Origin of the sequence: Acinetobacter higginsii (assembly GCF_000369845.1) — a bacterium.
GTDB lineage: Bacteria > Pseudomonadota > Gammaproteobacteria > Pseudomonadales > Moraxellaceae > Acinetobacter > Acinetobacter higginsii.
The window spans coordinates 21363-43541 of the sequence record NZ_KB850214.1; the positions used below are offsets into that span (position 1 = coordinate 21363).

The following is a 22179-nucleotide window of genomic DNA, read 5'->3' on the forward strand; positions in this document are numbered from 1 at the left end:
ATGCAGATTAATGTTAAATAACGCTGATTTGCAAATTATAAAATATTCTTGCAAATCAGCTATGTAACATAATCTGTCGTCACATTATGCGAAATCTCAGCATTAAAAAAACTGATCCACATCAACTGAAAAAAACCAAATAGCAAAAGGGCTAAAAACTGTAAAAAAGCCCTGATAGTTCTGTATAACAGAGAATCTAAATTCTGTAATATTTTGTATGAAAAATTCTTGTATGTCTTGTCTGCTGTGAATATAACATTGTACGCCCACAATAACGACATTCAACGTATCTCGATGTGTAGTCTTGCAAAAATCCGTAGACTACGCCTTGCGACCCTTCCGCACTGCTACAGGGACTCGCAATTCCCCTGAACGGCTTTTTTGGGTTACTTCTACGGTAGAACATATTGATGCCTTTAGTAATCAAAGAGAAATGCTTTCAAATCAAATCAGCCCTTGTCTACGTGCTTCCTGAACTTTTGCTATGTATTCAGCATCAAAATCGTTCACAGAACGCTGATTTTGCATCATAGGCTGTGATTGAGAAGGCATAGGTGCAAATTGTCTCTGTTGCTCTTTAGCAAAGTAATCAAAAGGTCTATCACCTGAAACATAACGCCTACAATCCTTCTGACTCATATCAATCTTAGTTGCTTGCTGTGTATAGCATGAACAACTTGATTTGGATGCTATACAACCTGCTAAACGTGGACGCTGCTGTAATTCATACATCACCGGAGGATTAAAGTCATATGGCTTACTTACATCATATTCAAACTGCTGTGTCTTATTCTCTCCAGCAGCTGCATATTGCGTACCTAAAGGTTGTGATGCTGCACGTTCTTGGTCTAAAGGTACATTATCTGTTTTCTGTGATTCTGTTGGTTTAACACCTGTTTTTAATTGATCCAAAGCATTTGTTTCTTGTCCTGTCATCTGCTTAATAGCCGTGACAGCATAACTAAATATTGGAATCTTAGTTACACCAACAACCGTAATCAGAACAATAGCGACAAATAAAAGAATATATCCAAATACTTTCCATGAAATATTGAACTTCATTGAGCTGTGTGATGAGGCGCTCACATACATTCTTTGAAATTTCTTACGATATGGCAAATAGATATGTTCTATGTATTTCTTTGGATCACGTGTTGAATCAGCAGCAGCCCTTGGATCGGAAAGATACTTATCAAAAACATAGATACCACATGCTTGTACCTTTTGAGGTGGTCGCTTAACAAAGTAAAGTTTATCTACCAGTTTTCGTAATGAATAGTTTAAATCCTCAGAATCCTGAGTAATCAAAAATACGTTTTTATCCGTATGTCGAACTTTAGACATACCCTTAACTAATCGATGCTCTGAATATTTACGACCATCCCAGTTGTATGGTGGGCAATCACGAACCTCATCAATAAAATGGTCTGATCCCCAAGGTGTACGAATCCAGTCAAGATCAGGAAATGGAAGCACACCATCAATTTTTAATCCGTTAATATTTGCATATAACTGGCGAACTGGAAGAATTGCCGTTAGCTTTAATTGTTCTTCAGTATAAATCTGCTCAATATATTTGTTATAGAAAAAGTAGTATTCAAAATAATCCTCAAATTGTACGCCATCCTCTAACTTGTCAAAATATGAATGATTACAAGTCTTTGTAAATTTCTCATTGCCGATTTCATAAGTAAATGTGTAATCCTTGGATAACAAGTCGCGCTCTTCGAGCAGCGTCCTGTTTTCATCAAAAATTGGCACATTCTTTTTTATATTTTCTAAATTAATTTGCTGTAAATCATATATTTTAGTGACTGCATAATATGACTTACCTTCTCCAGGCTTTCCAATAATTGCATATAGCATTTTATATCTTCCTCAAGCTAAGCTTGCCCGCGTTCATCGTTAAACGAATCGAAATACCCGATAAGATGTAACTAATAGCCACATCCAAGCCACATATATCAATTAAGTAAAAAAGTGCTGAAAGCATCGAAAAACTATCTTTGACATAGTTAAGCAAAATTGAATAAACACCTTGAGTGATGCCAAATGTCACAAGACCTAGGCCAGCACCTAAGAGTAATTTTTTAAATGCAAAACTGAGTACCTTTTCAGCAAGATAAGGCAGCAACAAACTTAATAACCTAAGCATCTGAGCCACCCTTGTATTGACCAGTAACGATCAAGAAAGCAATCAACATCCCAACAAATATGACCCACGGACGAGCTAAAGAAGCGCCATAGCAAAAGTTTTCATAGCTAAAAGAAATTTCATGTGCTTGGAGTAAATTGTACCTAATCACCATTGGTGGTGGGCATTGAGCTGATGCATTAATAATATTGCCATCAAAGTTTGTATCAATTTCACGCTGTAAAACATCAACTTTTCCATCAGGAAAAGAACCGCCTAAATCATCCTCAGTACATTCACGATATTTACCAGTACTCTTATCCAAACATTTAGTTTGTGAATCAATTGAATCCTTAATGTCATAAAGTGTTCTATTTTCTTCACCTAAAGCTTCACTGGCAGCAATAGTTGCATCTTCGATATTGTCTAAATGTTCATTTGATTTATCTAATTTTTCATTTGTTTTATCTATTTTAGTGTTTAAATCTTTTCCATTTTTATCAATAGAATCTAAAGACAGATTAGCTTTATCAGAATTTTCCTTAATATTTTTTAAATGTTCATTTGATTTATCTAACTTTGTGTTTGTTGCATCAAGCTTAGTATTAGTTATGCCCAATGTATCAGTAACTGATTTAAAACCAGTTGATAAAGTAGAGTTAATTGAACTTACCGCACTTGAAATAGCAGAAGTTAATGCAGAAGTCTGTTGAGATATAGCACTGGTAATAGCAGATGTTTGTGAACTAATTGCGTTTACAATCTGACTAACATCAAATTCATAATTATTTGTATTACAGTTATTTGTCCCATTGCACTTACCATCCCCACCACCGTTATCAGGTGGATTATTCGGATCATAGGGCGTGTTAGGATCATTCGGATTTGGATTATTTGGCGAGTTTTTTATACAAATTGCCTTGCCGTTAAAACTACCTTGTTTATAACCATCGGGACAATTCTTACTAGGTTCTTTATCACAATATGCTTTTGTACATTCAGATTTTGGCTTGCCTGAACCAGTCAATGACTCGTTTGGAGAAGTGTTACCAGAAGTACAAGATTCTGTTGATTTAACATACTTCCCTTTAAAAACAATAGGGCCAGTATCAGGATCACCATCACCCGACAAAAAATCATATTTAAATTTACAAGAGTTAGAACAAACATAAGTATTTTGAAATTTTAAAGTTGCCTGATCAGTTAATGAGACATATTCAGCATCATTAGCCCAATCTGAAACAGTAACACTACCAGAATACACAGCTGAACCGTCCGCGGTACATGTTCTATTAACAAATTTTGAGTAAATTAAATAACTAGAATTATTGCCTTGATGATTTTTAAAACTACAATAACCGCCCTCAGGATTTTTATTTGTTATTCCCAAATATGTATAATTTGACTGCAATCCTGCCTGACATGCTTGTTCTTGAGTATCAAATTCAACATTGGGTTTTGTGCCGTCAATCATGTAATAAACACGAACATTAGCTGCAAATGAACTAACTGAAATTAATGTTAAAAATATAAAGAATAAATATTTGAAGAATCTCATAAAAATTCCCCGTCTATTTAAACAAGATGATTGCAGGAACTATCCAGCAAAGTAGATAAAAGTAAGGAAATAATTCAGACATATTAGACACCACACAAAAAAATTCGACCTGCGCGCCCTCGGTCGCAATTTTTTCGTGTGGCGCGCTATTTGATTAGAATGCTGCGCGAATCGCTTTAATACCCTTAGCAGCAAGTGGAATCATTAACCACGCAGTACCAACGACACCTACAGCAACAACAATAAGACCCAAATAAGTCAAAATATCAGTTGTTGCAGGTGCCTCTGGAGCAGCAGCATTAGCCACATTCATAAGCGCCATTGGAGCAGTAACAGCTAAGCTATACTTCGCTGAAGTACGGAAACGCTGAAACCATGTTTTTTGATGAAGATTTTTTTCTTCGATACGTTCTACATTTTTTAAACCCATGACGGTTCTCCTTTAAATAATTAACGTAGAGTTTTTATAAAGTCTGCTAACTCTCTATAGCCCTTAGCAACAACACAAATGAGCCAGAAACCACCGCCCATGACCGTAGCCTCTTCGATGGTTAAAGGGGGCAAAATGGAAGTAGAAACGACTACCCATTCCATGCATTGTTGGATGCCGTTAGCATCAGGTTGTGAAAACTGACTACATCCAAAAATTTGCATTCTTTTTATCTCTTTTGAAAACGTTCAATAAACCACTTGATCAGACAAGTGACTGCATAAGAATTTGCTAGCAATCCAACTACAAGCAAATACCAGATGATGTATATAGCTACCTGATTCATAATCAATCCTTATCTCGATGCACATATAGACCAATAAAGAAACCGACCAAAGCAGCCACAATAAGACCAATAAAAAGCCAAGAGCTATTCATTACTCACCCCTTGCACTTAGACATGTGAAAGTACAAATATTGCTTATGAAAAAAAGACAAACACTTAGGACATTCAACTTGATTATCCCCCATGATAGCTGTTATATTCATACTTAAAATTCTCTAAGTTATTGATTTTATTAACATATTATACATTATACGAAAGGCTGTATTTCAAGCCTTTGATATATAAGAACTTATACTGTTGTCTTAGGTACTTGTGGCAGCTCAACATCACAAACAACGTATTTCACGCCTTTACCACTGGTAACCATGTCAAAAGTGATTTTTGCTTCAAGTGGAAAATCAGCCTGTTTAAATTTACGAAGCAAAGCGATGTTTGCTGAATCTTGCCAGTTGAAAGTCTCACAACCGTTGCCGATCGCATTACCTTGAGATAAATCCATTGGGATTTGGCAAAATAGCTGTACATGATCGTAATGACGACCAGAGCCATCTGTAGGCTTAAAATCGACAGCTTTAGCACCTAAGATTTTTACAGTTGATGTATGCATTACATTCTCCGAGCAGTTATAAGCACGTGATCGAGTCGCTTGGGAAATGCAAGCGGATCAGAGCAACAAATTAAATTGATGAGTTCTTCAGGTTCGAATACGTCTTTAAAGACGTTGATGTATTTCCCGTATTGATGCTTCATATTTTCGATAGCATTCTGGAAATTGATTTGAGCCGTTTTCGTAATGGTTTCAATACGTTCAGGCTGTATATGTTCTGCTAAATCACGGAAACAAGGATAAGCACCTATGAAATATTCAGACGGTGCAAGTAGCATGTCGAACGGTAAAACACGATCAATTGACTTAAATTCAACTTCAGCACGTTGCCAATTGTCGTCAGGATCACCTTCGGCACGTCCTTTTTCGTATATTCTCAAGTACTTGCCAGAATCACGGCTACCGATACAAAGTGTACGTCCTTTACCGTTTGGTCTACGCCAGTTGCCTTTATGTTCAATGTTTGGCGCACGATTGCCAAGCTGAAAGCCACCTAGCCCATCTTGCATATTGCCCCAATCAACACTGACATGTTTACCTTGGAAATCATCATGAGCAATGTCTACACGGGTTAATTTCGCACGTTTAGCTTGTGTAACTAAGAAGTTATAAAGTCTTAATTCCCAACCACTTTTAGCAAAGTTACAACCACGGCCATTGATCATGATCAGGATTGTATTTCGTTGACCACCAATGCAGACAAAGCCAAAGTCTTCGCCCAGCACATAGCTTTGCTTATAAAAATTGAGACCATTGTTACGACAGTGAGTCGTTGAAAATCCGAATATGTGCTCTAAAGTCTCGTTTAATTCTTCTACAGCAGCCGACCACATATGCGTATCTAAAATATATTCTTCCTCAGCTTCATACTTTGAAGTGACAAAGCCTGATGCATGCTCGATGGTGCCAAGTGTCTCAATGCCACATGTAAAGTTGACCCAGTCAATAACTGAAATCTCATTATCAGCAGGCATTCTATATTCGACATGCTTCACGCCATCATTGGTCATGATCATGTGAGTATGAGGAATTGTGTACAACGGGTTGTGTTGATACGGGAGATCGGCAGATTGTGGACGAGTATCGAATTTCTTTACCCCCATCTTATTAATGGGGGTTCCAACTGCCTTATTTTCCATTCCCCCCGATAAGACAGTGGGTATTGGTTGTTTTTTATACTGAATCTCAGTGCGTGTAGATTTATCGCCATCCTTCGGATAAGTGCGATCAAGACTACCCTTTTTATACTTGTCCATTAGCAAATCCCCATAGCTCTAAAATTATCGTTCTCAGCTTTTATAGCGTCACAGTAAGCAGCGACTTTAGGGTTCTTAAAGCCCCACTGGATCATTGTTGATTCAATATAAAAAAGGACAAATTCAGTCTCAAATGCAGGATTACCACCGACAATAAGTTCGACACCCCTGTCGTGAACGATCTTGGCTACAGTCTCAAAAGCTAATTCTTTTTCCATGCAACAACATCACACGTAACAATTTGACAGAAATATAACAGAATTGCATGCAACATCGCAACGTGTGACACAATAATGTTGTTGCATGAAACAATGTTAGGACATCACATGAAAAAATCAGACTTATCAAAAACTTATAGAATACGCGGGGAATTCGTGGAATCGATCAAAGAAAAATCACTTGATTTCATTATCGAAACGAAGGAAAGAATTGAAGAAGCTGACATAATTAATGCTTTAATTTATAAACACTTAGGCAGCATTACATCTAAAGATGTAACAAAATATATCGAGGAGATAAAAAAAGCAGATTAATTATATTTGTGGACCCCGACTACTAGGAGAAAAAATGAAAAAAATAATTATCTGGAGCTTGCTAACGTTAGCAAGCATCCAAAGTCATGCAGAAGAAATCACAGCACATGTTGTCTTTAGCAACGAACAGAAAAAAATTATTGCAATAGTTGTCAACTCAAAAGATCAAGAAAAAAGACTTAAATGTGAAGAAATAATTATAAGCAATGATGGACGAGAGATAATAAAAAAACAGGCGGAAAAAATAAATCAAAGAGTTTTAAAATTGACATTCACATGCAATCTATAACTACCCTCTTCAACTTCGCATAATGCAGATTAATGTTAAATAACGCTGATTTGCAAATTATAAAATATTCTTGCAAATCAGCTATGTAACATAATCTGTCGTCACATTATGCGAAATAATTTAATTATCAATAATATGATGTTTAGCAACTACTGTAATTACCATTTTTCTGCTATCCCAATGTCTGTTGACATACATTAGAAAGTTACACACAATGCTATTCACTATATAAATATGCATATATCAATAACAATGCCTTCGATTTATCAGTTAAAACCAGCATTTCAGAATTTACTTCGCCCATTTGTACAATGGCTTTACTCTAAAAAGATTACAGCGAATCAAGTTACGCTTTTAGCAATGTTAATCTCTGTCGCTTTAGCAATTGCACTTTACAGCCTGCATCTTTACCAACAGCCTTTAATCCTATTTTTATTCTTTCCTGTATGGATGTTGGTTCGTATGGGCTTTAATGCAATTGATGGCATGCTCGCACGTGAGTTTAATCAACAATCAAAACTTGGTGCATATTTAAATGAAATCTGTGATGTCATCTCCGATTCAGCGCTTTATCTATGTTTTTTAGGTTTAGCTTTTATCAACCCATTCCTGTTGGGTTTAGTTGTCTTTCTAGCGATTCTGAGTGAATATGCTGGTGTTATGGCACCATTAATTGGTCAGGAACGCCGTTATGATGGTCCTATGGGTAAAAGTGATCGTGCATTTTGGTTTAGTTTAATTGCGTTATGTGTCAGTTTTAGCCCGTATTTAATAGAAAATAATTACATAAATTCAATAATTTACTTCTGCAATGGACTGCTTATTTTCATTGCAGCACTATTGGTTTTGACAATTTATAACCGTATTAAAAACAGTATTCAACTTTAAGGAAAATCAGATGCAAAGCTCACAAAAACATGTATTTACCAGTCATGATGATACCCAATTAGCCTATCAACATTGGCCAGCAGCTACAGAAAAAGAGACAAAAAAAGCAATTATCTTATTCCATCGTGGTCATGAACACTCTGGACGTATGGCGCATTTGGTCAATGAGCTCAACCTACCAGAATTTGATTTCTTTGCGTGGGATGCACGCGGACATGGAGATTCACCAGGTTTACGTGGCGATGCACCAAGTTTCTCTGCATGTGTGAAAGATATTCAATCTTTTGTACAACATATTGAATCGACGTATAACATTGTATCAACCAATATCGCCGTCATTGGTCAAAGTGTCGGTGCAGTTTTGGCAGCCACATGGGTACATGATTATGCACCAAAAATCAGAGCCTTATGCTTAGCTTCACCCGCATTTGATATCAGACTGTATGTACCATTTGCAAAAGCAGGTTTAACAGTTTTAAGTAAACTCAAAGGTAATTTCTTTATTACCAGCTATGTCAAAGCCAATATGCTGACACATGATGTTGATCGTGCGAAAACTTATGATACAGATCCACAAATTGCCAAAGCTATTTCTGTACGAATGCTTTTGGGCTTATATGCAGCGTCAGAACGTATCGTTAATGATGCACAAAATATCTTTGTTCCTACACAAGTTTTATGCTCTGGATCAGATTTTGTGGTATTCCGTAAGCCACAACAACAATTTTATGAAAAGCTTCCTCATCCACGAAAAGAGTTCCATGTACTAGATGGTTTTTATCACGATACTTTAGGTGAAAAAGATCGTCATATTGCTATCGAAAAAATCCGTCGTTTTATCTTGCAAAGCTTTGCAGAAGATTATCAAGCACCAGATGTACTGAATGCCGATAAAATTGGTTCAAGCTGTGCAACTGCTGAGCAATTGAGTAGCCCACTTCCCGCTTCTTCAATCAAGAATTTGTTCTGGAACTTAACCAAACGTAATTTAAAACTCGGCAGTAAATTCTCCCGCGGCCTTAAAATTGGTGAAGATACCGGTTATGACTCAGGCAGCACCTTAGATTTTGTCTATCGAAATCAAGGTGAAAGTAGAAATATTCTTGGCAATATTATTGATCAGCAATATTTAAATGCGATTGGCTGGCGTGGAATTCGTGTGCGTAAACAACATATTGAGCAGTTATTGGCAAAGTATGCGAAAGTACTGACCAAGCAACGTAAAGATGTTCGCATCCTAGATATTGCAGCGGGTCATGGGCGTTATATTCTAGATGCTGTAAGTGAACTTGCAACACCACCAAAATCAGTACTCTTAAGAGATTATAGCCAGCTAAATGTTGATTCTGGTTCTGTATTAATTCAGCAAAGAAATCTTGAAAACATTGCTCAATTTGAATTAGGTGATGCCTTTGATACAGCATCACTAGCCAAAGTTAAACCAAAACCAAATTTAGTCATTGTTTCTGGGCTTTATGAACTATTTAGCGATAACGATTTATTAAGACAATCCCTCTCAGGTATTCATCAAGCCATGCTACAAGGCGGCTTCCTGATTTACACGGGACAAATTTGGCACCCACAACAAGAGTTTATTGCACGTGCGCTTACCTCACATCGTCAAGGTGATGCTTGGGTGATGCGTTTACGCTCCCAAGCCGAAATGGATGCACTGGTTGAACAAGCAGGCTTTAAAAAAGTGGATCAATGTATTGATGAATTTGGAATTTTTACAGTTTCGGTTGCTCAAAAAATTTAAATAAAGACTTTGTATGCAAAATAATATTCTAGATCGTCAATCAGGTACTTGGAAATGGGGACTACTCTGCCTAGTCCTTTTAGCGCCCTTTTTCTTTTTAACCTATGGTTTTGCAAATCAATATGCATCCAGCCTCAGCAATGTTCCGAGTATTGTTTTTGAATGGGAGCATCATATCCCGCTTTGGGCATGGACCATTGTGCCGTATTGGTCGATTGACCTATTTTATGGCTTGTCGTTATTGTTATGTTGGAATAGATTTGAATTAAAACAACATTCGCTTAGGCTATTTGCTGCTCAGGTTATTTCAATCAGTTGTTTTTTAATCTTTCCGTTAAAATTCAGTTTTGAACGTGCTGAATTACATGGTTTCTTTGGATTATGGTTTGATGTATTGATGGGTTTTGATAAACCTTTTAATCAAGCACCTTCATTACACATTGTTTTATTAGTCATTCTCTGGGATTTTTACCGTCGGCATATCCAAGCAAACTACCGTTGGCTGGTACATCTATGGTCTTTTCTGATTGGACTCTCTGTCTTAACCACCTGGCAACATCACTTTATTGATATTCCTTTGGGGCTATTGGTTGGTGCATTCTGTTTATGGCTATTTCCACTCACAGTTAAAGCACCTTATCAAAAAAATGGCTTGCAGCGATTGGCGAGCAAACATTTAAAATTAGGGTGTTTTTATTTAATTGGAGCCTTAGTTTGTACATCGCTTGCATTTTTATTTAAAGGTGCATGGCTATGGATGTTATATCCAGCGATCAGTCTTTTCTTAGTGGCTTTAGCATACTTTTTGGTTAGACCTCATTTTTTCCAAAAGCAAGAAAATGGTCAAATGACTGTCGCTGCATGGTTATTGTTCGCACCTTATTCTCTAGTTGCATGGATAAATAGTCGTATTTGGACCTATCGACATCCTGAAGACTCATTGATTTTGCAATTAAACGGCGTTGATCTGTATCTAGGCCGTATCCCAACAACCGAACATAGTAAGCAATATCATGGTGTATTTGATTGTTGCGCTGAATTGCCAGCAAACAACGTTCATCATTATGAAAAATACAGTACGCTTGATTTAATTCCGATCCAAAGCGCACAATTATTAGAAGCAACAAAAAAGTTTGATCACTTTATTCAACCTTTAATACAGGCAAATGAACCACAACAAGTATTGATTTTTTGTGCGCTTGGCTATTCACGCAGTTGTAGTGTATTGATTGCATGGCTATTACAACACGGCTATGTGAATACCTCAGAGGAAGCTGTTGGCTTGATTCAAAAGTCACGACCTTGGATCGTTTTGAGTGAGACACATATTGCTGAAATTAAACATTTCCAACAGCTGCTCACTCAGGAGAAGCAGCTATGAAAATGAATTTTGTCGTAGTGAACCAATTGCTAAAGCAAAGTCAGAGTATTTTAAAGTCAGGATATTTAGCCTTTGTTTTATCAATTGTAAGCTTATTTTTATTTTCAAGTATCCCGATCTTGATCCCTCTTTCACTGGTAACTGCTTTATTGGCGATTCACCATTACCTATTTATTCGGATTGAATTTGATCGTGGCCTGTTACAGCATATGGTTGACCAACCTGAGGACCTAGAAAGTCTTACTCAGCAATTGGATCAATCATTGTTAAATTTAAAGTTGATTCCATCTTGTAAAACGGGTCGTGATTGGTCGATACGCTTCAAAGGCTGTTTAAGACTCTTAAAAATACAGATCGTCATTGTCTTAATACAGTATTCTGTATTTATTGTACTTTTTTATAAATTAGCGCATAGATGAAGGTTGAATGAAAAAAAATATAATCACGCAATCCGTTGCCCGTTTTATTGCATTCTTAACCCGTCGTGGTGCACGCTTGTTAACTGGCGCACGAAGTTTATGGGTCGGCTGTGAACCTGAACTTAAGCAACGGATCTATTATGCCAACCATAATAGCCATATTGATTTCATTTTATTATGGTCTTCTTTACCCACTCACATCCGTCGCAAAACACGACCAATTGCAGCATCAGATTATTGGCTTAAAGATGGACTTAGACGCTTTTTGATTCAAGATACTTTTTCAGGTGTTACCATTCAACGGAACCGTAGTGATCAACAAGATCCATTACAGCCAGTAAAAGACGTCTTGGCAGAAGGCTATTCCATTATTTTCTTCCCTGAGGGAACACGTAATTTAAATGATGATGTCGAGATGCTGCAGTTTAAAAGCGGTCTTTATCATCTCAGTCAGCAGTTCCCTGACGTTGAAGTTGTGCCTGTTTGGATTTCTAATTTAAAACGAGTCATGCCTAAAGGTGCATTTATCCCCTTGCCGCTACTCTCGACGGTCATCTTTGGTAAACCCCTAGCACTTGATCAACTCACGGGCAAAGATCAATTCTTGCAGCATGCTCAGCAGCAATTATTGAAATTAAAAGAGGCCGAGAACCAATGAGTTTAGACAACCTACAACAAACTTATCTATTGTTTGGCATCTTTGCAGTCATTTTGATTATTGCCTCAAGTATTGGCTTTATCCTCAAACAAAAGGCAGGTACAGCCCCTTCTCCTGTTATTGATAACCTGAATGCGCGTATCAATGCGTGGTGGATCATGCTGATAGTCTTAGCAGCCGCCATTCTATTGGGAAAAACTGCTTTTATTGTCCTGTTTGGCCTTATTTCATTTTTTGCATTACGTGAATTTATTAGTTTATTGCCAACACGGCGTGGTGACTATCTGCCATTACTGATTGCGTTCTATTTTGTTATTCCCTATCAATATTATTTGGTCTATACCAATTGGTATGGGTTATTTTCGATTTTCATTCCACTGTATGTGTTCTTGCTCATCCCCATCGCCAGTTTAAAGCTGGAAGATACCACACACTTCTTGGAAAGAAGTGCAAAAATCCAATGGGGTTTAATGGTCAGCGTATTCTGTATCTCGCATGTTCCAGCCCTGTTAAATCTGGATTTACCCCAATTTAAAGGGGAAAAAATTTGGTTGGCGATTTGGCTGATTATGGTAGTACAAGCCTCAGATGTGCTGCAATACGTATGTGGTAAACTTTTTGGAAAACATAAAGTTGCCCCTACACTTTCCCCATCAAAAACCGTAGAAGGACTGATTGGCGGCATTGTTCTCGCAACCGCACTCGGTGTATTGATGTCATCACTCACCCCATTCAATTACTGGCAAGCGGCTCTGATCGGCTTAATTGTTTGTATTTTTGGTTTCTTTGGTGGACTGGTAATGTCTGCGATCAAACGCGATCGTGGTGTGAAAGATTGGGGACAACTTATTCAAGGTCATGGCGGTATGTTAGATCGTATCGACTCTATCTGTTTCTCTGCACCAATCTTCTTCCATATCCTTCGATATTGGTGGAGCTAATCTCTATCAAGAAAGTCGACCAATGCTGACTTCACGGAAAAACTTAGGCGTCACATTGGTCCACTTTTTAAATGCCCGTGAAAAATGGGAAATATCGGCATAACCCAACCGTTCTGCAATTTGCTCAATCGAAAGCTTGGACTGTTTTAATAATTGCTCCGCCTGGTTCCTGCGTACTTCGGCCACAAGACTCTGGAAAGACGTTTGCTTATTACTTAACTGTCGCTGTAGGGTTCGCTCTGAGAGATGGAGTTTTTCAGCAACCTGTTTCAGCGATAAGAAGCCAACATCTTCATCATATAGCAAGGCTTTGACTTTTGAATCCAAGCGATTTTTTTGATCCCTTTTCAGTGCAAGCTTATCAGCATCTTGTTCGCATTGTTGTTTGCTAAGGCGAGCCAATAAGGCATCTGCTGTCTTTAACGGGCGTAATAGCGATGCCTTATGAAAGCTTAAACAATCTTTTTCACACTCGAAACTGATATTTGAATAATTGAATTTATGAGTATTTTTATAAAAATCTGGTTTGTCTTGTTGAAACTTAAAGTGGATTCCAAGTTTATTTTGGGCTAAGTTTTCCAAAATTTGTGAAAACCCCAAGATCAAAAACATCATTCCATGTCGATTCAACTTAAATTTTTGTGAAGGTTGGTTGAAATACAAATAAGCCAAGTCACCTTCTATCTTTAGTTTAGGTTTAAACACAGAACAATGTAAGCCAATAAATTGCTCTAGAATTTTGATTGCATCACCTAATGTGTCAGAGGCTGTTGCGGCAATGCCGACATGACCATAGCAAGAGACTCGCATTTCCTCTGCAAGATAAAGACTAATCGCAGGTTCATGCGTCAGTAAGGCTGCTTTATCCAATAAATGATTGAAAATATCGAAATCTACATACCAAAATGGCGCAGTTAGAGTGTGTGCAGAAATCCCAGTTCCAGACAAAAGCTGTTCTGACGATACATTCCATTTTTGTATGACATCTACTAATAGATTGACATAAGTACCGGGTAATTCTGGATTCATGCAGTCTCCATGAAACAGTGAAAATTTGGCGTAAAATGGTAAATATTGGCGGTTAATGAACTATGACATCTTTCTCGGTTTAAGCATAGTAGCTCTATCAAAAAACTCAGCTTTTAAACTGGTGAAATCATGCATATTTTGATCGTTCATGCACATCCTGAACAGCAGTCATTTACCTCTGCGCTTAAGAATACAGCACAGCAAACCTTTGAACAGCAAGGTCATACTGTCGAGGTTTCCGATCTCTATGAAATGAACTTTAACCCTGTTGCTTCTAAAGATGATTTTGGCAGCCTGAATCAACCTGATTATTTTAATTATGCTTTGGAACAGCGTCATGCATTTAAACAGCAGCAATTTTCAGCAGATATCCAAGCTGAAATTGAAAAAGTTCAACGTGCTGATCTGGTTATATTTAGCTTTCCTTTGTATTGGACCTCTGTACCAGCCATCTTAAAAGGTTGGATTGACCGTGTATTTGTCTCTGGTCTTTTTTACGGCGGTAAACGCTTTTATAACCATGGTGGCATGACAGGGAAAAAAGCCATGTTATGTTTAACACTTGGCGGTCGTGAACATATGTTTGGTGAAGGTTCTGTACATGGGCCAATAGAGCATTATTTATCATCATTGCAACGTGGCACATTTGCCTATGCCGGCTTTGAAGTACTACCTCCATTTATTGCCTATCATGTGCCTTATATCAGCCAACAAGATAGACAAAAGATTGTGAGTGATTTCGAGCACTATTTACAAAACATAGATGATTTACAAGCCTTAGCATTTCCGTTACTGGAAAATTTTGACGATAGAATGAATCCACTGTAATAAAACAACGATAAGGCTCTAGGCTAAGAACCTTATCGTTTTATCTCTTAGAACTTCATTTCAATGCCTGCTTTGATGGTACGTCCTGGAAGCGGCATACCAATCACCGTACCAGGATCAAAGTTATAGCGATTTGTTAAGTTATCGACATTAAATGACAAGGCAACATTTGGATTCCACTTATAGCTTGCAAACAGATCAATTAAAGTTTCAGAAGAAATTTCAGTCACAGCTCGTCCACTTACACCTGTACCAGCCAACCAACCTTTAGGGTTTGTCTTTTCCGAGTGGTACTTAGCACGAGCACCGACAACCAGTTTATTTTCAAATAGGTTTTTGCCTACCGTAATATTAAAAATCTTACGCGGTGGCAAACGGGTAGAGATCAGACTCCAAGAATCACCCACTTCATTACATTCCGCTTTACTTGCAGGACAGACTTTAGGTGCTTGATATAAAGTTCCATTCAAACTGGTAAAGAAACTCGGATGATTATAGGAAAGATCAAACTCCAAGCCCTTCATTACAACTTGATTGTAATTAACGAATGTATAAGAGCTTGTATAGGGAAGAATAAAGTCAGGTGTAATTTGGTTCGGAATATCTTTTCTTTGTACGCCCTGTGTCAGAAAATCTTTCGTTTGATTGCGGAAATAATTCAGGTTAAATTTCAAATAGTCATCTTGAGCAAACACGTTTTCACGCTCACCGATAAATCCTAACTCAATAAGACGTGAATTTTCAGGTTTAACTGGCAGGTCTGGATCATAACTAAAGGTTTGACCTGAAACAGTTGATTCAAACAGACTTGGGCTACGATGTGTATTGGAGAGTTTTCCATAAAGATCAATACCGTCCCATAACTTATAGTTGAGTTGAGACATCCAATCGATGTTCCCTCCAAAGTCACGTACAGCATAACCCTTGCTATTTAAATCTGAATGCGCCACAGGTGTCATTGGTCGATACTGATCACCATAGTCTTTCACTTTGGCTTGATGCCATTTACTCCCTAAACTTAAACTAAAGTCATTAAAAACATAGTCGCCATTGAGGAAAACTGAGGACTCTTTGCGTAATCCATCCCGTGCAATTTCATGATCAACTAGATTACGCGGCTTCATACGCTGTTCATCGTAGGTTAAACCATAATTCAATGTGACCTGATCAAATTTACTGGTATTTTCAAGGTTTAAACCACTACGATAATCTTGGAAACTCCCCCAATATTGGTCTCCATAACTGGAATTTTTCATCCCAATCATGCCATTGTGCTGGTGATATTTAGCGTTGGTATGCCAAACACCTAATTCGAGATCTACCAAAGGGTTATGTTTCGGCTTATAAGTATAACTGGTGCTGAATGCATTAACGGCTGCTGAACCTAGAGACCACTGTGGCATGGTATAGGCATCTTCTATATATCGTGGCTCAACATACTCGTCATCGATATATCCGTATGATGGTGAATTAGGATCAATCACTTTAGATCGACTCCAATAAAAGGCCATGACTTCACCCGCTTTTTGGATATGACGTCGCAAATTTACTTCGACACGATGTTCATCAGTGATATTCATTCCAGCTTTAATAATGCCTGAATCACTTTCATAACTGGTATTCACCACCTCTTGGCCTGGACCAACATCGACAATATCCCGCTTTTCGTAATACTCAATACCATGTTTTCCAGCATAGAAATTACCAACTTCTCGCTTACTATACGCAGCGACTAAGTCAAACATATCGTTCCGATAAGCCAGTGCCAATGTGCCAGCACCATTTTGAAAATTATTAGATGAAATTTTATTGTGCAGCAAATAAGACATTTGCTCCTTTTCATTATCTGAGGTTTGAGGCGTTCTGTTATTGTTATAAAAACTTCCTTTGAGCATGACACCTGCATTTTGATTCGGCAATAAAATGTCATTGGCACTTAGGGTTCGCATTTTTACAATCCCCCCTATTCCGCCTACGCTAAACTTAGCTCGAGATGCACCTTTTTCAACCTCGATTTGGCTGATCAAATCCATATCGATATAAGTACGGTCACTCTCGCCCTGATAACCTCGGAAGGTATGACTGGACTGTAAACTACCGTCAATGATCACTGGAACACGCCCTTCACCCTGCATACCACGGATTCCGATATCTATTGCACCTGCCTCATTACGTAAGCTGTTGACCTGTACCCCTGCAATATCGGAAAACACATCCCCATTACCCGTTCCTCTAAATCGGCTAATCTGTTCCCGATCAAGATGAGTGGTATTCACCTTTTGCTTTTGTGGTTCGGCATTCACTTTTATTTCTGGCATGACCACAATAGCTTTAGCATCCTGCTTTAAGTGTAAATGCGTATTTGCATGAGAAGTCAGTGTTTCCGCATGGCTGAGCATGGAACTGTTTTTGGGAACTAAGAGATAGGTTTGCCCTTGTTTGATGACTTGATAAGGTTGATCCGCCAAGAGATAGTCAAAACCGTACTGAACTGAATACTTTCCTGATATTCCCTTACTTTTCAGACCTTTTAGCTGCTCAGAATCATAACTTAAGACGATACCAGACTGCGCTGCAAAGCTTGACAGCACGTAGCCCAATTGGTTCTCTGCAATTTGATAGGTTCTGTCTACAGCTGGCTTGTCTAATACCTGAATAGATGTATGTATTTCTGCATAAGCCCCACTGATACAAAAACAGTGTATGAGTATTGCTAATGTTTGCTTTTTAAATTTCATTGGAATATCCACACTTAGTAATGATTTTCATTTTCAATAATCATTACCAAGTGATTTCCAAAAATATGACACTAAATTTCAATTTTTTCTGCTTTGTTTCATCTCAGCGGAAAAAAACACTTTCTAAATATACGGCCAAACTGTAGTGCAAAGGTCATTACGATAAGGTTTTGTCAGTTTATTTGGTTTAACTGTATTACTCGTCAAAAGCCCCAAAGCTGACCGAAATTCTCAATTATTTTCTCTTTTAGCCCGAATTGTGATAACACGATTACCTAAATGCCGCTCCATTTTAAGCGGATAACTTAATTCCAAAGCAGACTGTAAATGGGCTAAGTTATTTGCTGGATAAGAACCAGAGACTTTTAATCCTCTTAATTGAGGATCGAGATCAACATATTGATGCTGATAACGCCCAATCTCTTGAAATAGCTGCTCTAAAGGCATTTCAAATGCCATAATCATTTGATTTTTCCAAACCAATACATTCGGATCAAGCTGTCCCAACGCTTTAAAGTCAGTATCATCAAAGCATAATTGCTCACCTGCTCGCACAACTGTCATTTTTTTAGATTGATTCAGCGTGACCTTGACCGCACTTTCAATCACACCTAAACAGGTTTGCTGTTGTTTATTTTTGAGATACTGCACATTAAAGATTGTTCCTAATGCTTGTAAATGCGCGTTTTCTGTCTCGACAAAGAATGGACGATAGCTTTGAAGCTCTTTAGCAGTATGAATCTGTATTTCGCCGTAGTGCAATCGCAGCGTTCGTTGATGCGGTGTATAGCGAACATCAAGTGCTGTACTGGTGTTTAATTTAAGTTGTGTGCCATCTTTAAGTATTACATTCTTCTGTTGACCAATCGCCGTACTGTAATCAGACAACCACAAATATTTATAATCAGAATTCCATGCAATGACACTGCCCAAGCATGCTATACAAGCCACAACAAGGTGTTTGCTCCACTGAAACCCTGCAGCTTGATTACCCTTTTTAATGATTTCATGGCCATTTTCCGGAAAATGTTCAAAACTGTTCAGTAAATACTCTGCTTTAAGCCATGCGGTTTGATGTGCTTCACTTTGATTTTTCCACACTTCAAATTCGATCTGTTGAGCATCGGTTAATGCTGATGCCTGAATCAGCACAATCCATTCAGCTGCCTCTTTTAAAATTTGTGTTTGAGACATTTAAGTATCAATCCATGATCGCTAAACATTGAGTCAGTACAGCAACCAAATCTCGCATAACCGTTCGTGTAGAAATATTCAAACGATTCGCAATCTCTTGCTGGGTAAGCCCCTCAAGTTGAGACCAGATAAACACCTGCTGTTGACGTTCAGGCATTTGATTTAAAAGTTGGTTAATCAAATAAAGTGATTCAATTGCTGATATTTTTTGCTCAGGACTAATCTCATCATATTCAGGTCGACCACTCAGTGCTTCCAAATAGGCTTTTTCTATTGACTTACGCTGGTACCAATTAATTAATATGCCTTTGGCAACTGTGGTTAAGAGCGCACGAGGCTGATCAAAATACAATTGATCTTTACGCTTTAAAATACGAATAAAGGTATCGTGAGCTAAATCTGCTGCATCTTCACTATGATTGAGGCGTCGTTTAAGCCATTGGTACAGCCAAGAATGATGTTGACGATAGAGCGTATTGATTGGATCAGACATTTAAAAAGATAATGAGAATCATTAATAATATCTTAGCAAAAAATAAGCGAATGATCACCTCTGTTTTCTGCCTGAATCGAAATCCACTTGATAGTTAATTGAATTTTTTAAACTAATTTTTACAGTAATCAATTTGCGCGCTTTACACCCACTTTCATATGAAACGTCAATGAATGGTCATAAAGATGACACTGAGCTGTCACACGGTCTGTCTAGTGTGTTGACATCTTTGTTATGGATGAAGCAAATGTTGAAAAAAACCAAACGATGGTTGGCATGTCTTTATGTTTTCCCCTTTTTATTCGCACTCACAGCGTGTAATGACTCAAACGACGATCAGGTCGCAGCGAAACCTGATGACAGCAAAAAACCAGTCATGCGCTGTGCACCATAAGCATAAGAACAACTAGATAGGGAAAAATATCGTGATTAATCGTCGTCAATTTTTAGCAAATACACTTAAAACGGGCTTTGGCGCTGCCGCTTTGACCACCTTTCCAGCCAGCATTCAAAAAGCTTTAGCCATTCCTGCCAATAATAAAACAGGCACCATTCAAGATGTTGAGCATGTCGTGATTCTCATGCAGGAAAACCGCTCATTTGACCATTATTTTGGAACTTTAAAAGGCGTTCGTGGTTTTGCTGATCGTTTCACCATTCCTTTACAAAATGGACGCAGCGTTTGGCAGCAACAACGTGGTAATGGAGCTTTACTCACACCATTTCATCTAGATGGCTCAAGTAATAATGCCCAACGTGCACCTGGTACCAATCACACTTGGGTAGATAGCCAAAAAGCATGGGACAATGGCCGTATGTCAAACTGGCCTACCTATAAAACAGATTATGCGATGGGGTATTTCAAGGAACAGGAAATCCCTTATCAATTTGCATTGGCCAATGCATTTACCATTTGTGATGCTTATCACTGCGCTATGCATACTGGTACAGATGCCAATCGTTCATTCCACTTAACCGGAACCAATGGTGCAGTGCCGACCAGTACCGCATTTGTGAATAATGAATGGGACTGGATTGATGGAGATCCCAAAACGGTAGATGTTGGTTATACATGGAAAACCTATGCTGAACGCCTAGAAGAAGCAGGAATCAATTGGATTTGTTATCAAAATATGCCCGATGAATGGGGCGATAACATGCTAGGTGCCTTCCGCACTTTTAGAAAAGCCAATATCGATTCAGGTTATCCTGTCTCAAGTGGTGGAGCACCAAACAGTCCCTATAACGCAGCCGCACAAAAGCTGCCTTACAAAGCCTATGATGCAACCACGGATAATGCCAAAAATCCGCTTTATAAAGGCATTGCCAATACCTTACCCGGTAATAAACCGGAAGAATTCCTAGATGCATTTAAAAATGATATCAAAACTGGCAAATTGCCACAGGTATCATGGATCAATGCACCTTCCATTTACTGTGAACATCCTGGTCCATCAAGTCCCGTACAAGGCTCATGGTTTATTCAAGAAATCTTAGATGCGTTAACAGCCGTGCCTGAAGTTTGGAGCAAAACTGTTTTCTTAATCAATTTTGATGAAAATGATGGTTATTTTGACCATGTTCCTTCTCCATCAGCACCAACATTGCAACCAGATAATACGTATGCAGGCAAATCAACCCTCAGCCCAGCGGATATGCGTCATGAATACTATGTACATGATGCACCTCTAGGCAGTACCAGCCAACCTAAGAAGGACAATGCTGTTTATGGTCCTGGTCCCCGCGTTCCCTTATTTGTGATTTCACCTTGGAGTCGTGGGGGGATAGTCAACTCTCAAGTCTTTGATCATACCTCGGTATTGATGTTCCTCGAAAAACGTTTTGGCGTTAAAGAAAGCAATATCAGTCCTTATCGCCGTACCGTATGTGGAGATCTGACCTCTGCATTTAACTTTAAAACACCGAATGAAGATGTACTGCCAACACTAAACGGTAAACAAACCCGTGAGCAAGCGGATCAATTACGTAGCTCACAGCAAAAGTTACCCAATGTTCCAATTCCAAACAATTTGCAGTTGCCTATTCAAGCCAGCGGTATCCGTCGTTCAAAAGCTCTGCCTTATGAATTGCATACCAGTGCACGCTGCCTGAATGACGGAACCGTCAAACTGCTATTTTCAAATACAGGGACACAAGGTGCGGTGTTTCATGTCTACGACAAATTAAATTTAAGTCGAGTTCCACGTCGTTACATTGTAGAGGCAGGAAAAACACTCGATGATGTATGGAATGCGCAGAAAGACAATCAAGGCTTATACGACCTTTGGGTGATGGGACCGAATGGCTTTCATCGACATTTCAAGGGTGATCTGAACCGTAATCAAGATCTGCAAATCAATCCTGAGATTCGTGTTTGCTATGATATTGCCAATGGTAATGTTTATGCCGATCTAAACAATACGGGTGCTAAAGATATTGAGTTGGTGATCACCCCAGTGATTTATAGAACTGACGCTCCACTGAAACTAACCGTAAAAGCAGGACAAAGCGCCACTCAGCATTGGGAGTTGAAAGATGCTTGGCAATGGTATGATTTTGCTGTGACGTGTACTCAAGATGCTAAGTTTTATCGTCGCTTTGCAGGTCGTGTAGAAACAGGTGAAGACTCTGTGAGTGACCCTGCGATGGTTTAAGATTTAAACAGAATAAGCACTCAAGTCTCCTTGGTTCCAAAACC

The 22179-nt window shown here is 38.4% G+C and carries 23 protein-coding genes; 11 read left to right on the plus strand and 12 right to left on the minus strand.

From position 1 onward, the window contains the following. Positions 1-444: 444 nt before the first annotated feature. The 8 genes from F885_RS12295 to F885_RS12260 form a co-directional block, all read right to left on the minus strand. Positions 445-1866 (minus strand): P-loop NTPase family protein, encoded by a 1422-nt coding sequence (locus F885_RS12295; RefSeq protein WP_005315449.1) that lies wholly within the window; start codon positions 1864-1866, stop codon positions 445-447. A gap of 1 nt (position 1867) precedes the next feature. Then, entirely contained in the window at positions 1868-2155 is a 288-nt protein-coding gene (locus F885_RS12290) for a DUF2523 family protein (protein ID WP_005315451.1), read from the minus strand. After that, a complete protein-coding gene (locus F885_RS12285; RefSeq protein WP_005315452.1) occupies positions 2148-3692 on the minus strand; it encodes a virulence factor TspB C-terminal domain-related protein in 1545 nt (514 codons plus the stop codon). Before F885_RS12285 ends, F885_RS12290 begins: the two co-directional genes overlap by 8 nt. Positions 3693-3846: 154 nt before the next feature. Beyond that, a complete protein-coding gene (locus tag F885_RS12280; RefSeq protein WP_005315462.1) occupies positions 3847-4122 on the minus strand; it encodes a hypothetical protein in 276 nt (91 codons plus the stop codon). 20 nt (positions 4123-4142) lie between these two features. Continuing rightward, positions 4143-4346 (minus strand): hypothetical protein, encoded by a 204-nt coding sequence (locus F885_RS12275; protein WP_005315463.1) that lies wholly within the window; start codon positions 4344-4346, stop codon positions 4143-4145. A gap of 411 nt (positions 4347-4757) precedes the next feature. Then, a complete protein-coding gene (locus F885_RS12270) occupies positions 4758-5075 on the minus strand; it encodes a hypothetical protein (RefSeq protein WP_005315467.1) in 318 nt (105 codons plus the stop codon). Next, positions 5075-6214, minus strand: a complete 1140-nt coding sequence (locus F885_RS12265) for a replication initiation factor domain-containing protein (protein WP_050560231.1) — start codon at positions 6212-6214, stop codon at positions 5075-5077. The genes F885_RS12270 and F885_RS12265 overlap by 1 nt, the downstream gene beginning before the upstream one ends. Before the next feature lie 116 nt (positions 6215-6330). After that, positions 6331-6549, minus strand: coding sequence for a hypothetical protein (locus F885_RS12260; protein WP_005315471.1), 219 nt, complete (start codon positions 6547-6549; stop codon positions 6331-6333). Positions 6550-6657: 108 nt separating this feature from the next. Between F885_RS12260 and F885_RS12255 the strand changes: the two genes are divergently transcribed. The 8 genes from F885_RS12255 to F885_RS12220 all read left to right on the plus strand — a co-directional run bounded on the left by F885_RS12255 (position 6658) and on the right by F885_RS12220 (position 13199). Beyond that, positions 6658-6864 (plus strand): hypothetical protein, encoded by a 207-nt coding sequence (locus F885_RS12255; protein ID WP_005315474.1) that lies wholly within the window; start codon positions 6658-6660, stop codon positions 6862-6864. Positions 6865-6898: 34 nt separating this feature from the next. Continuing rightward, entirely contained in the window at positions 6899-7153 is a 255-nt protein-coding gene (locus F885_RS12250; protein WP_005315483.1) for a hypothetical protein, read from the plus strand. 252 nt (positions 7154-7405) lie between these two features. Then, positions 7406-8041 (plus strand): CDP-alcohol phosphatidyltransferase family protein, encoded by a 636-nt coding sequence (locus F885_RS12245; protein WP_005315487.1) that lies wholly within the window; start codon positions 7406-7408, stop codon positions 8039-8041. A 10-nt stretch (positions 8042-8051) separates the two neighbouring features. Beyond that, complete coding sequence (locus F885_RS12240) at positions 8052-9800, plus strand: bifunctional alpha/beta hydrolase/class I SAM-dependent methyltransferase (protein ID WP_005315490.1); 1749 nt, start codon at positions 8052-8054, stop codon at positions 9798-9800. 13 nt (positions 9801-9813) lie between these two features. Beyond that, positions 9814-11181, plus strand: coding sequence for a phosphatase PAP2/dual specificity phosphatase family protein (locus F885_RS12235; protein ID WP_005315493.1), 1368 nt, complete (start codon positions 9814-9816; stop codon positions 11179-11181). Continuing rightward, positions 11178-11600, plus strand: coding sequence for a hypothetical protein (locus tag F885_RS12230; protein WP_005315495.1), 423 nt, complete (start codon positions 11178-11180; stop codon positions 11598-11600). Before F885_RS12235 ends, F885_RS12230 begins: the two co-directional genes overlap by 4 nt. Before the next feature lie 7 nt (positions 11601-11607). Continuing rightward, positions 11608-12258, plus strand: a complete 651-nt coding sequence (locus tag F885_RS12225) for a lysophospholipid acyltransferase family protein (RefSeq protein WP_005315503.1) — start codon at positions 11608-11610, stop codon at positions 12256-12258. Then, on the plus strand, positions 12255-13199 hold the full coding sequence (locus tag F885_RS12220) for a phosphatidate cytidylyltransferase (RefSeq protein WP_005203555.1): 945 nt from the start codon (positions 12255-12257) through the stop codon (positions 13197-13199). Before F885_RS12225 ends, F885_RS12220 begins: the two co-directional genes overlap by 4 nt. A 6-nt stretch (positions 13200-13205) precedes the next feature. Here F885_RS12220 and F885_RS12215 read toward each other — a convergent pair whose 3' ends face one another. Next, positions 13206-14228: a helix-turn-helix domain-containing protein gene (locus F885_RS12215; protein ID WP_005315511.1), complete on the minus strand. Its 1023-nt coding sequence runs from the start codon at positions 14226-14228 to the stop codon at positions 13206-13208. 129 nt (positions 14229-14357) lie between these two features. On the opposite strand from F885_RS12215, the gene F885_RS12210 reads away from it, so the two are divergent. After that, the gene (locus F885_RS12210; RefSeq protein ID WP_005315522.1) at positions 14358-15056 is read left to right on the plus strand and encodes an NAD(P)H-dependent oxidoreductase; all 699 of its coding nucleotides are present in this window, start codon (positions 14358-14360) and stop codon (positions 15054-15056) included. A 47-nt stretch (positions 15057-15103) separates the two neighbouring features. On the opposite strand, the gene F885_RS12205 is transcribed toward F885_RS12210, so the two are convergent. The 3 genes from F885_RS12205 to F885_RS12195 all read right to left on the minus strand — a co-directional run bounded on the left by F885_RS12205 (position 15104) and on the right by F885_RS12195 (position 19481). Continuing rightward, positions 15104-17794, minus strand: a complete 2691-nt coding sequence (locus F885_RS12205; protein WP_005315536.1) for a TonB-dependent receptor — start codon at positions 17792-17794, stop codon at positions 15104-15106. Between the two features lie 231 nt (positions 17795-18025). Then, entirely contained in the window at positions 18026-18988 is a 963-nt protein-coding gene (locus F885_RS12200) for a FecR domain-containing protein (protein WP_005315537.1), read from the minus strand. 7 nt (positions 18989-18995) lie between these two features. Further along, positions 18996-19481, minus strand: coding sequence for a sigma-70 family RNA polymerase sigma factor (locus F885_RS12195; RefSeq protein ID WP_005315538.1), 486 nt, complete (start codon positions 19479-19481; stop codon positions 18996-18998). 169 nt (positions 19482-19650) lie between these two features. On the opposite strand from F885_RS12195, the gene F885_RS12190 reads away from it, so the two are divergent. Both F885_RS12190 and F885_RS12185 read left to right on the plus strand, forming a co-directional pair. After that, positions 19651-19875 carry a hypothetical protein gene (locus F885_RS12190; protein WP_005315539.1) on the plus strand — a complete coding sequence of 75 codons (225 nt, stop codon included), beginning with the start codon at positions 19651-19653 and terminating at the stop codon, positions 19873-19875. Positions 19876-19906: 31 nt separating this feature from the next. After that, positions 19907-22135, plus strand: a complete 2229-nt coding sequence (locus tag F885_RS12185; RefSeq protein ID WP_005315540.1) for a phosphocholine-specific phospholipase C — start codon at positions 19907-19909, stop codon at positions 22133-22135. The last annotated feature ends 44 nt before the right edge of the window (positions 22136-22179 follow it).

Bases quoted from the DNA above. Each gene is read 5' to 3' on its own strand.
- F885_RS12225 (WP_005315503.1), top strand. From the start codon at position 11,608: ATGAAAAAAAATATAATCACGCAATCCGTTGCCCGTTTTATTGCATTC.
- F885_RS12285 (WP_005315452.1), bottom strand. From the start codon at position 3,692: ATGAGATTCTTCAAATATTTATTCTTTATATTTTTAACATTAATTTCA.
- F885_RS12295 (WP_005315449.1), bottom strand. From the start codon at position 1,866: ATGCTATATGCAATTATTGGAAAGCCTGGAGAAGGTAAGTCATATTAT.
- F885_RS12265 (WP_050560231.1), bottom strand. From the start codon at position 6,214: ATGGAAAATAAGGCAGTTGGAACCCCCATTAATAAGATGGGGGTAAAG.
- F885_RS12250 (WP_005315483.1), top strand. From the start codon at position 6,899: ATGAAAAAAATAATTATCTGGAGCTTGCTAACGTTAGCAAGCATCCAA.
- F885_RS12200 (WP_005315537.1), bottom strand. From the start codon at position 18,988: ATGTCTCAAACACAAATTTTAAAAGAGGCAGCTGAATGGATTGTGCTG.
- F885_RS12290 (WP_005315451.1), bottom strand. From the start codon at position 2,155: ATGCTTAGGTTATTAAGTTTGTTGCTGCCTTATCTTGCTGAAAAGGTA.
- F885_RS12190 (WP_005315539.1), top strand. From the start codon at position 19,651: ATGAATGGTCATAAAGATGACACTGAGCTGTCACACGGTCTGTCTAGT.
- F885_RS12280 (WP_005315462.1), bottom strand. From the start codon at position 4,122: ATGGGTTTAAAAAATGTAGAACGTATCGAAGAAAAAAATCTTCATCAA.
- F885_RS12215 (WP_005315511.1), bottom strand. From the start codon at position 14,228: ATGAATCCAGAATTACCCGGTACTTATGTCAATCTATTAGTAGATGTC.
- F885_RS12270 (WP_005315467.1), bottom strand. From the start codon at position 5,075: ATGCATACATCAACTGTAAAAATCTTAGGTGCTAAAGCTGTCGATTTT.
- F885_RS12195 (WP_005315538.1), bottom strand. From the start codon at position 19,481: ATGTCTGATCCAATCAATACGCTCTATCGTCAACATCATTCTTGGCTG.
- F885_RS12275 (WP_005315463.1), bottom strand. From the start codon at position 4,346: ATGCAAATTTTTGGATGTAGTCAGTTTTCACAACCTGATGCTAACGGC.
- F885_RS12240 (WP_005315490.1), top strand. From the start codon at position 8,052: ATGCAAAGCTCACAAAAACATGTATTTACCAGTCATGATGATACCCAA.
- F885_RS12210 (WP_005315522.1), top strand. From the start codon at position 14,358: ATGCATATTTTGATCGTTCATGCACATCCTGAACAGCAGTCATTTACC.
- F885_RS12255 (WP_005315474.1), top strand. From the start codon at position 6,658: ATGAAAAAATCAGACTTATCAAAAACTTATAGAATACGCGGGGAATTC.
- F885_RS12220 (WP_005203555.1), top strand. From the start codon at position 12,255: ATGAGTTTAGACAACCTACAACAAACTTATCTATTGTTTGGCATCTTT.
- F885_RS12235 (WP_005315493.1), top strand. From the start codon at position 9,814: ATGCAAAATAATATTCTAGATCGTCAATCAGGTACTTGGAAATGGGGA.
- F885_RS12205 (WP_005315536.1), bottom strand. From the start codon at position 17,794: ATGAAATTTAAAAAGCAAACATTAGCAATACTCATACACTGTTTTTGT.
- F885_RS12260 (WP_005315471.1), bottom strand. From the start codon at position 6,549: ATGGAAAAAGAATTAGCTTTTGAGACTGTAGCCAAGATCGTTCACGAC.
- F885_RS12245 (WP_005315487.1), top strand. From the start codon at position 7,406: ATGCCTTCGATTTATCAGTTAAAACCAGCATTTCAGAATTTACTTCGC.
- F885_RS12230 (WP_005315495.1), top strand. From the start codon at position 11,178: ATGAAAATGAATTTTGTCGTAGTGAACCAATTGCTAAAGCAAAGTCAG.